9 protein-coding genes are annotated in these 9,254 nt (G+C 48.9%); all 9 read left to right on the forward strand.

What is annotated here, in order from left to right:
• Positions 1-798: tetratricopeptide repeat protein (locus RMO35_RS04685; RefSeq protein ID WP_309738910.1), on the forward strand; the 798-nt coding region annotated here is incomplete at its 5' end.
• A 196-nt stretch (positions 799-994) separates the two neighbouring features.
• Complete coding sequence (locus RMO35_RS04690; protein ID WP_309738911.1) at positions 995-2,758, forward strand: S8 family peptidase; 1,764 nt, start codon at positions 995-997, stop codon at positions 2,756-2,758.
• Positions 2,755-2,973: a DUF5818 domain-containing protein gene (locus RMO35_RS04695; RefSeq protein ID WP_309738913.1), complete on the forward strand. Its 219-nt coding sequence runs from the start codon at positions 2,755-2,757 to the stop codon at positions 2,971-2,973. Before RMO35_RS04690 ends, RMO35_RS04695 begins: the two co-directional genes overlap by 4 nt.
• A gap of 143 nt (positions 2,974-3,116) precedes the next feature.
• Positions 3,117-3,518, forward strand: coding sequence for a hypothetical protein (locus RMO35_RS04700; RefSeq protein ID WP_309738914.1), 402 nt, complete (start codon positions 3,117-3,119; stop codon positions 3,516-3,518).
• A 251-nt stretch (positions 3,519-3,769) separates the two neighbouring features.
• Positions 3,770-4,795, forward strand: coding sequence for a 30S ribosomal protein S1 (locus RMO35_RS04705; protein ID WP_309738915.1), 1,026 nt, complete (start codon positions 3,770-3,772; stop codon positions 4,793-4,795).
• 116 nt (positions 4,796-4,911) lie between these two features.
• Positions 4,912-5,163: a 2TM domain-containing protein gene (locus tag RMO35_RS04710; RefSeq protein WP_309738916.1), complete on the forward strand. Its 252-nt coding sequence runs from the start codon at positions 4,912-4,914 to the stop codon at positions 5,161-5,163.
• A gap of 80 nt (positions 5,164-5,243) precedes the next feature.
• Entirely contained in the window at positions 5,244-5,540 is a 297-nt protein-coding gene (locus RMO35_RS04715) for a DUF3181 family protein (RefSeq protein WP_396135005.1), read from the forward strand.
• 164 nt (positions 5,541-5,704) lie between these two features.
• Positions 5,705-6,818, forward strand: a protein-coding gene (gene prfB / locus RMO35_RS04720; protein ID WP_309738919.1) for a peptide chain release factor 2 whose coding sequence is annotated in 2 segments (ribosomal slippage) — positions 5,705-5,779 and positions 5,781-6,818 — 1,113 coding nt in all. Because the reading frame shifts where the segments join, the coding sequence is not laid out codon by codon here.
• Positions 6,819-7,122: 304 nt separating this feature from the next.
• The coding region (locus RMO35_RS04725; RefSeq protein ID WP_309738921.1) for an insulinase family protein at positions 7,123-9,254 on the forward strand (2,132 nt) is incomplete at its 3' end.

A 9,254-nucleotide genomic window follows, 5' to 3' on the forward strand; every position in this document is an offset into this window, starting at 1 on the left:
ACAACTGTCAGTGCCAATCGCGTTGGCGTAGCCTCTCCCCTGGAGAATCGCGTCAAGCCAGTCAGTGGGCTAGCGATTCCCATGAATACATTCACGCAAATTGCCAGTCAACTCAACGTTGAAATCGAGCCAAAGCCACCGCAGCCGCTATCGTCGTCGCCTACCGCCGACGATTTTTTTATTACTGCTCAGGAAAAATCCCAAACAGGCGACTATCAAAACGCGATCGCCGATTACAATCGTGCCTTAGAGATCGATCCTCAATTTAAGGAAATCTATTTTCGGCGGGGGATCGCCCGTAGCCTCACCAAAGACTGGCAAGGAGCCGAAGCTGACTACACCCGCGCGATCTCGATCGATCCCAAACATCCTGAAGCTTACCTGCATCGGGGCAGTGTCCGCAACGTCCTTCGCAATTGGCAAGGCGCAAAATCGGACTTTGATATTGCTGCGATCCTCAACCCGAATATTTCCGCCATCTACGTCGGACGTGGCTTAGCACTATGCGAATTACGAAACTGCCAAAGCGGGCTAAAAGACTACGATCGCGCGATCGCCCTCAACCCCGCCGATGCCGACGCTTACACCCGTCGCGCTTTTGCTTATCATCAATTGGGCAACAACCGCGTCGCTGTCGAAAATTATATCGCCGCCGCCGAGCTATATCAAAAGCAAGGCATGGATGTAGATTATTTTGAGACGGTTGAGAAGATTATGCAGTTGGTTTGGGGGTTGGAGATGGGAGATGGGAGTGGGGAGATGGGAGTGGGGAGATGGGAGTGGGGAGATGGGAGATAGTGAAGATGGGAGTTGGTAGGAGGGTGTGTGAATTTTGATGTCAGTTCAGTCTGTAATCTCCAATCTCTAATCTCTAACCCCTCAAATCTTCTAACTCCCAACTCCCAACTCCCAACTCCCATCTAAATCACGGCGAAAACCAAAATGTTCAGTTATGCTAGGGATATTCATTTAAGCGTAAGCGCGATCGCTGAGTATGCGGAAACTGTTAATCTTGTGCCTGTTCTGTCTGGGCATAGGGTTCGCCATCTCTAATTTCCAAGGATTGGCAACCACAGGCGAGTTTGACTCACTAGTTATCGACTTCAAAGAAGATATTGCAGCTACCGAAATCGATCGGCAATTGCAAGTATTGAACAGGCAATATCAACTCGCGCCACGGCTCAATAGTCAATTTTCTCAAGCCGAGCAGACGTATACTGTCAAAGGCGATCGCACATTGCTCGACAAATTGCGGGCATCCGATCTGATTCAGGATGTCGAAGCGATCGAGCCTAACTATATCTATCGTGCCACCGTCGCCCCCAACGACCCCCAATACAGCAAGCAGTGGCATTTGCATAGCATCCATGCCGAGCAAGCCTGGGAAGAAAATCGCGGTAAAGGTGTTGTCGTGGCGATTATCGATACTGGCGTCAGCAAGGTTCCCGACTTAGCTCAGACTGAATTTGTCGCTGGGTATGATTTTGTCAACGATAAGGTTGATGCTGACGACGACAATGGACATGGCACTCACGTAGCGGGCACTGTCGCCCAATCTACCAACAATAACTACGGTGTAGCCGGAGTTGCCTATGAAGCCCAAATCATGCCCCTGAAGGTCTTATCTGGTGGCGGTGGTGGGACGATTAGCGACATTTCCGAGGCAATTAGATTTGCTGCCGATAACAAAGCTGATGTGATCAACATGAGCCTCGGTGGTGGTGGTGAGAGCCAAGTCATGAAAGACGCGATCGAATATGCCTACAACAAAGGCGTAGTAATTATCGCCGCCGCTGGGAATGAAAACAATAATTCGGCATCCTATCCCGCCCGCTATGCGCGGGTGATTGGCGTCGCCGCCACCGATGCTCAAGGCGAACGCGCCGAATTTTCTAACTACGGCGCAGGGGTAGATATCGCCGCTCCTGGTGGCGGACATGGCAGCAAGATCTGGCAAGAAACCGTCGATCCCAGTACCAACCAGCCGATTATCGCTGGGTTCCAAGGTACGAGTATGGCAGCTCCCCACGTTGCTGGCGTCGCCGCACTGATTAAATCGACAGGCGTTACAGCACCCGAAGAAGTATTTGCCGTGCTCCAACAGTCGGTTCGCAAAATCGAGCAAGATCCGCAAAACTTCTACGGAGCGGGCAACTTAGACGCTGCTGCTGCCGTCAAACTCGCCCAAAAAGGTAAAATCACCTTCAATGATTTCTTCCGCTGGTTGCGCGATAATGGTTATCTCAACCTCCGCTTCTGGATCGATGGTGGCGCGATCGCACTGGTGCCAAAAATCGCCATGGTGCTGGGATCGTACCTACTCGCCTTCTTGATTCGGAACTATCTACCCTTTAGTTTCCCCCTCTTTAGTGGGATGATTGCTGGGAGCAGTGGGTTGTTTTTCCTCAAGGGACTGTATATATTCGATCTGCCCCAAGCACCCTTCCGTCTCTTAGGCAGTTCGATTCCCGAACTCGGGAATGCAATTTCTGGTGACAGTATGCTCAATCCAATGTTCGCAAGTGTCCTAATTCCGCTAGTATTACTAGTGGTCTGCTGGTCGGTTCCTGCTGGAAAATGGTTTGCAGTTGGCACTAGTTTGGGTGTAGCATCCTGCGTGTTGGTAAGTGCGGTAGTCGCTCCCAATGTGTGGTTGTTAGGTGACGGAGGCATTGCTCGCGGTTTCTTAATCGTGAATGGATTGTTATGTTTTGGTTTAGCTAGATTTGCGGCGAGAGGAGATTCTCAAACAGTATGATTACGGTGATTGGTGGCATTGAGCATAAAGGGTTTGGTACTGGTGCATGGGCATTGGTAACTGAAGATGGGACTACTTACGAGTTGTTAGACTGTCCTCGCGATCTACGCGAAGTGGGATTGCACGTCAAGGTGCAAGGGACGTTAAACGATGATGTCATGACGCTGGCGATGATTGGTAAGGTCTTGAATGTCAATTCTTTCGAGATCTTATAAAATCAGTTTTTGGTTGAATGGCTTGTAGCTAGACGATAAAGGTAGGGACAGCGTTTTTGTCTCTACCTTTGTCGTTTTCGATCGACTAATTAGCTACGATGAATTATAATATCGTCAATTAGAATTGGTTCGGGAACTCAATCATGTCCGAAGAAAAACTCGATCGCATTGAAAACCAGTTAAGCTTGGTCTTGCAAGGGATGGGAGTAATGCAGCAAGGGATGGGCGCAATGCAACAAGATATTGTCCTCCTCAAGCAAGATGTCGGTGTCCTCAAGCAAGATGTCGGCGAACTCAAGCAGGATATTGTTGCTATGAAGCAAAATGACAATGCTTTGCGGGAAGATATAGTTGACTTCCGAAACCGCATCGGTAGTATCGAAGCGTCAATTATGCTCATCGTGCGGGATGGATTTACACCGCTGAGAAATTATGCTGACGATCTAAATTTTGAATTGTCAGAGATGCAACGCAAAAATAGATTGTTAAATCGGCGCGTGAGAAGATTGGAACGCCGGGATCTGACTGACGATTTTGAATATTAATCGATGTCAATTTTTGGGTAGGTGAAGCGATCGATCGAACATTGAGGATGAAAAGTCGCCCGATCGTGTGCTAAAATACGATGTTTGGACTCTAAATATTAACTCTTCAACGTTCTCAGTTGAGACGGATAGAGATATGTAGGTGTAAGCGACACATTATTAACTGAATTACTTTAGTCAACGTGCGCGTACATCGATAGGAGGCGGATTAATACGGAAGAGAACACCACTAGGATAAACTATAATATTGCATGGCCAGTCAGAAAACAGCAGATATCGGCTTCACCCTCGACGATTTCGCAGCATTACTCGATAAATACGATTACCACTTTAGCCCTGGCGATGTCGTTGCTGGTACCGTATTCAGCCTGGAGCCACGGGGCGCTCTGATTGACATTGGCGCGAAAACTGCGGCATATATTCCCATTCAGGAGATGTCGATCAACCGTGTCGATCAACCTGAAGAAGTACTCCAGTCTAACGAAACTCGCGAATTTTTCATCCTCACCGATGAAAATGAAGACGGGCAACTCACTCTCTCCATCCGCCGGATCGAATACATGCGGGCGTGGGAGCGGGTACGCCAGCTTCAAGCCGAAGATGCGACCGTGCGATCGCAAGTATTTGCGACCAACCGTGGTGGTGCCCTAGTCCGCATTGAAGGACTGCGCGGATTTATTCCCGGTTCGCACATCAGCACCCGCAAAGCGAAAGAAGAATTAGTAAACGAAGAACTTCCCCTCAAGTTCTTAGAAGTAGACGAAGATCGCAACCGTCTGGTATTGAGCCACCGTCGCGCCCTAGTCGAACGTAAGATGAATCGCCTCGAAGTCGGCGAAGTCGTGATCGGTTCGGTACGCGGCATCAAACCTTACGGTGCATTCATCGATATCGGTGGCGTCAGCGGACTGCTGCACATTTCCGAGATTTCACACGACCACATCGACACGCCGCACAGCGTGTTCAATGTCAATGATGAAGTCAAAGTAATGATCATCGATCTCGATGCCGAGCGCGGACGGATCTCGCTATCTACCAAGCAACTAGAGCCAGAACCGGGCGACATGATCAAAAATCGCGATCGCGTGTATGAAATGGCCGATGAAATGGCCGCTAAATATCGTGAGATGTTGCTAGCTAAAGCTTCCGGTCAACCCTTAGAATCGATCGAGATTCCGCCCGCAGTAGAAGAAGAAGTAGTCGATTTAGTAGAAGAAGAAATTCCCTCTGCTATTGAGGAAGACGTAGTAGTAGAAGAAGCAACTGCTGAAGCCTAAATCCATTTTGATTCTTAGTGGCTAAAATAAAGAGAGGGCTAGTCCCTCTTTTTATTATTCCCATCCCACTAAAGGCTGACCCTAAAGCCCAAAACCTAAAACCTAAAACCTAAACTATGCCTCCCCGTTGGCCGCGCGAACCCGATCGAAACGACCCCGAATATCGTAAATTAGACGATCGAATGACATTTGCATTTCATGTCGCCCTGTTCTCAGCATCCAACTCTGGACTGTGGTTTTTTGACATCTTTCAAAAAGCAAACTGGAGCTGGGCTGTCTGGGTGACTAGTATCTGGGCATCAGTCCTGTTCGGACATGCTCTATACATCTTCACAATTGCCGATTACTCGCCAAAGTCTAATAGCTAACTAAGGATCGCCGGAATGTGGGCATTCCCACTATCGATCCAGTTGCACCTTTACTATTGCCAACTAATCCCCAAATTATCATGGCTAGCAATCAACAAATCGAAGAATTAGCAGCAGAAATCGGCGATAAAGTCTACATCGATGTTGCGAAGTGGCACCTTTATCTCAAAGATGCTAAACTCCACACCACATTAGCCGAACAAGTTTTTCCATTGTTAATTAGTGGTTTGACTGGCGATAAACTCACCGAGATCCTTACTAATATCTCGATCGATCTCGGTGGCGGCAGACAAAAAATGCCCCTACTCAATCTCATCCCCGTCACATCTCAAGCCAGATTGATGGACATCCTCGAAGACTACGCCCGCACTCTCTAGCATGGGGTGGTTCGATAATTATTAATTAGTAATTAATAATTACCTCTCCGACAGCCTCGATCCTAGCTGGTGGGCAGTGCCCACCCTACCAACTAGAACCTAGATGGTGGGCAGTGCCCACCCTATGCACTATCCACTATCCACTATCCACTATCCACTAAAGAATGATCGACACAGTAGACATCAAACGCGATATTAACATCCTGACCGATCGCCTGGGCAAGACCCAGGAATATCTTTGACATCCCGGCACTGACAGCCAAGATTCAAGACTTGGAGCAAGTAGCCGCTCAGCCAGAGTTTTGGGAGAACCAAACGGTGGCTCAAGCTGCCATGCAAGAACTCAACGAGTACAAGTCTCACCTAGCACAATTTCGGCACTGGCAAAGCAGCATCGCCGACGCTCGAACCGCGTTAGAATTGCTAGAACTCGAACCTGATGAAGCACTAGAACGAGAAGCCCAACAAAACCTTTCCCAAGTCGGTGTAGAACTCGATCGATGGGAATTAGAACAGTTACTATCAGGAACCTATGATGCGAAGGGGGCAATACTTACGATTAACGCTGGTGCTGGGGGCACAGATGCCCAGGATTGGGCTGAAATGCTCTTGCGGATGTACACCCGTTGGGCGGAGGATCGCAACTACAAAGTCCAGCTTGCCGAGATCTCCGAAGGAGAAGAAGCCGGACTAAAATCCGCTACCCTGGAAATCGAAGGTAAGTACGCTTACGGTTATCTTCGCAGTGAAAAAGGCACTCACCGCCTGGTGAGAATTTCGCCATTTAATGCCAATGACAAACGCCAGACGAGTTTCGCGGGTGTGGAAGTGATGCCACTGATTGACAATTCTGTGCAGCTCGACATCCCCGACACCGATTTGGACATCACCACCACCCGTGCGGGCGGTAAAGGCGGTCAAAACGTGAATAAGGTAGAAACAGCCGTGCGGATCGTCCACAAGCCTACGGGGGTTGCTGTGCGCTGTACTCAAGAGCGCAGTCAGCTTCAAAACAAAGAGAAAGCCTTAGTGATTCTCAAAGCGAAGTTACTAATTATCGCTCAAGAACAAAAAACTAAAGAAATCGCCGAAATTCGCGGCGATATCGTTGAAGCTGCTTGGGGTCAACAAATCCGCAATTATGTCTTTCATCCCTATCAAATGGTGAAGGATCTCCGCACGAGTGTAGAAACAACTGCCGTTACTGATGTGATGAATGGTGAAATCGATGAATTTATCGAAGCCTATCTCCGTCAAGAAAATCAGATGGTAGGTTAGTATTTAATTACGCTACGGGCGTTGCTGAATTGGAGTATGAAGCATAGATCTTGCCCTCACCCCCAACCCCTCTGTCTTGACCCAAACGCACGCTGAGGGAACCTCAGCGCGATTTGGGTCGCTCCCAAGCTTGGGAGCGGCGTTTTCATTCGGGGGGACCCCCCGAATAAAAAAACGACAAGACAGAGGGGAGCCAGAACCGAAGGATCTGGCGGGGTGAGGGCAAATCATACCTTAAATCAGCAATGCCACGCTACGAATGAAGACTGTCAGTTAGTGCCTCAATTATAGATATTCAGGAAAGATGTTGAAAATTAGAGATTTGTGGGTAGCTTGGCGACGGTATCGGTTTGGAATACTGTTGTTTAGCGTCTGTGTGAGTGCGATCTTGGTATCGCCACAGGTTGCCATGTCTACGCCACCAAACAGTAGTGTTATCGCTGAATCGAATGTCAGCTCCGAACTAGCCAAACAACCCGGATCGCAGCAGAGTAAGTCACCAACTATACCTACAAATCAGCCTACTACTTTGACCGCAAGTGTTCGGAAGACAGTCTTGGAAAATGGGCTGACAGTCTTAACTAAAGAAGTGCGTAACGCTCCAGTTGTGACGGTGCAGGTTTTTTATAAAATTGGTTCGCGGAATGAAGCTCAGGGGGTGAATGGAATCGCTCACCAATTAGAGCATATGTTATTTAAAGGCACCAAAGATCGTCCGATTCAATTCGGGCGATTATTTGCAGCTTTAGGTAGTAATTTTAATGCTTTTACCAGTTACGATCAGACGGCTTATTTTGGGACGGTGGAGAAGAATAAGCTTACGAGTTTATTGACATTAGAAGCCGATCGAATGCAGAATTCGACGATCGATACTGAGAAACTGACTGGTGAAAAGCGGGTGGTAATTTCGGAACTCCAAGGCTATGAAAATAGCCCTGCTTATCGACTCGATCGACTTGTCAAACGCGCGGCTTTTCCCAATAGTCCTTATGGTTTGACGGTTGGCGGTACTAAAGCCGATGTCGAGAAATTTACCGTCGAGCAGGTACGGTCTTATTATGATTCATACTATGCACCCAATAACGCCACATTAGTGGTGGTAGGCGACTTCGATACTCCCAGTTTGATGGCAAAAGTGCAGCAGACGCTGGGCAAAGTACCGCGTCGCGAATTAAAAGTTGCCAAGCCGACAATTACGGCAACAACCATCAAACCCAACCAGCGGATTACCCTCAAAGAACCCGGTAGTACCCAAATCGCGATCGAGACGTATCCAGTACCGGATGCTAATCATCCCGACGTCCCCGCGATCGATGTGATGAATTATGTCCTCACCGAAGGACGCAGCTCGCGGATGTATCAATCGATCGTCGAAACAGGCATCGCCACTAGCTTAGATGGTGGTGCCGCCAATCTCGCAGCAGGTGGCTGGTATGAGATTTCCTCAATCGTCGAAGTCGGTAAATCGCTACCGAAGCTCGAAGCGACGATCGATAAAGAAATCAAACTCCTCCAAACTAAAGGCGTCACCGCTGGCGAAATCGCCCGCGCCAAAGCCCAGCTCAAAGCTGGCTACCTGCTGAGCAATCGCGATATCAACGCTCAAGCCAGACAGCTCGGTAACGACCAAACAACCACTGGCGACTATCAATTTACCGACAAGTACCTCGCTGGCGTCGAACGCGTCACTACTGCCGACGTTCAACGAGTCGCCAAAAAATATCTCCAGCCAAAACTCAAAACGATCGGCTTTTTTGAACCGACCCAAATTACTGATAAAGCCGCAGCACCAGCTAGCGGCGGCAAAACCGCCGAGAATTTCACGCCAGGTGCCCCGGTAGACCCCAGTGAACTCGCGAAATATCTCCCTCCACTCGACCCCGATACCGCAAGTCAGGCTCAATCCTTACCCCAAGAGGTGAAGCTCGCCAATGGATTGCGGGTATTTTTACTGCCTGATTCGAGTACGCCGACGGTAACTTTGACGGGGAATATTCAAGCGGGGACGGAATATGATACGCCAGACAAAGCCGGATTAGCCTCGCTGACTGCGGCAAATTTGATGAGCGGAACCAAAACTCAAACCGCCCTGACGATCTCCAAAACACTGGAAAATCGCGGTGCGGGACTGGGTTTTGCGGCTAGTCGCGAAGGCGTGGGCTTGGGTGGAAATGCTTTGTCTAAAGATTTACCGATCCTGTTGCAAACATTAGGCGATGTCGTCCAAAATGCCAACTTCCCCGCCCAGAAATTTGAACTCAGCCGTCAACGGGCGCTGACAAGTCTCAAACTCGAACTAGATAGCCCCAATAGCGTGGCGCGGCGAAAATTCCAGCAGACGATTTACCCTCAAAATCACCCGTTTACGATTTTCCCCACCGCTCAAACCTTAACTGGTTTGACGGGGACAGATCTTCAAGCCTTTTATCGCCAGCA

The sequence above is a fragment of the Chamaesiphon sp. OTE_20_metabat_361 genome (assembly GCF_031364565.1).

Excerpts from the sequence above, each read along its gene's own strand:
- RMO35_RS04715 (WP_396135005.1), top strand. The coding sequence starts at position 5,244 with ATGGCTAGCAATCAACAAATCGAAGAATTAGCAGCAGAAATCGGCGAT.
- RMO35_RS04705 (WP_309738915.1), top strand. The coding sequence starts at position 3,770 with ATGGCCAGTCAGAAAACAGCAGATATCGGCTTCACCCTCGACGATTTC.
- RMO35_RS04710 (WP_309738916.1), top strand. The coding sequence starts at position 4,912 with ATGCCTCCCCGTTGGCCGCGCGAACCCGATCGAAACGACCCCGAATAT.
- RMO35_RS04690 (WP_309738911.1), top strand. The coding sequence starts at position 995 with ATGCGGAAACTGTTAATCTTGTGCCTGTTCTGTCTGGGCATAGGGTTC.
- RMO35_RS04700 (WP_309738914.1), top strand. The coding sequence starts at position 3,117 with ATGTCCGAAGAAAAACTCGATCGCATTGAAAACCAGTTAAGCTTGGTC.
- RMO35_RS04695 (WP_309738913.1), top strand. The coding sequence starts at position 2,755 with ATGATTACGGTGATTGGTGGCATTGAGCATAAAGGGTTTGGTACTGGT.